The sequence below is a fragment of the Brevibacillus sp. MCWH genome, from assembly GCF_013096935.1.
GTDB classification, from domain to species: domain Bacteria; phylum Bacillota; class Bacilli; order Brevibacillales; family Brevibacillaceae; genus Brevibacillus; species Brevibacillus aydinogluensis.
Genome location: NZ_SDLF01000141.1, coordinates 1 through 461, shown reverse-complemented (window position 1 = coordinate 461; position 461 = coordinate 1). Strand labels below are relative to the sequence as shown.

The window sequence follows — 461 nt, the reverse complement described above, 5'->3', positions numbered from 1 at the left end:
CTACCCGGTGCATATATGGATGAAGCGGGAGTTTGGCCGCTGGAATGACACAGAAAAAAAGAGAGGATGATGAAGCCTCTCTTTTTTATGAGAATGAGTGAGAAAAAGAGTGAAAACAAATCCAACTAATGTTAAATTTACATATATATATGCATCTATCAATCTAATTGACAATTGTCATCTTATGTGATAAATAGATGCTGAAAAGGGTTTACATAATGGTAAAGGAGCGATCAAGAGTGGCGAAAAAAGAGTTTAAAGCAGAGTCTAAACGCTTGCTGGATATGATGATTAACTCCATTTATACCCAAAAAGAAATTTTCCTGCGCGAGTTAATCTCCAATTCGAGTGATGCGATTGACAAAATCTATTACAAAGCGCTTACGGACGATGCGCTTACGTTTGATAAAGACAGTTACTACATAAAGGTCGCAGCTGACAAAGATGCGAGAACATTAACC

The 461-nt window shown here is 37.3% G+C and carries 2 pseudogenes; both read left to right on the top strand.

Annotated features, from left to right (window positions below):
* Positions 1-70 (top strand): annotated as a pseudogene (locus ETC00_RS20790) (hypothetical protein); the annotation flags it as partial.
* A 169-nt stretch (positions 71-239) separates the two neighbouring features.
* Positions 240-461, top strand: a pseudogene (locus ETC00_RS19770) (molecular chaperone HtpG); the annotation flags it as partial.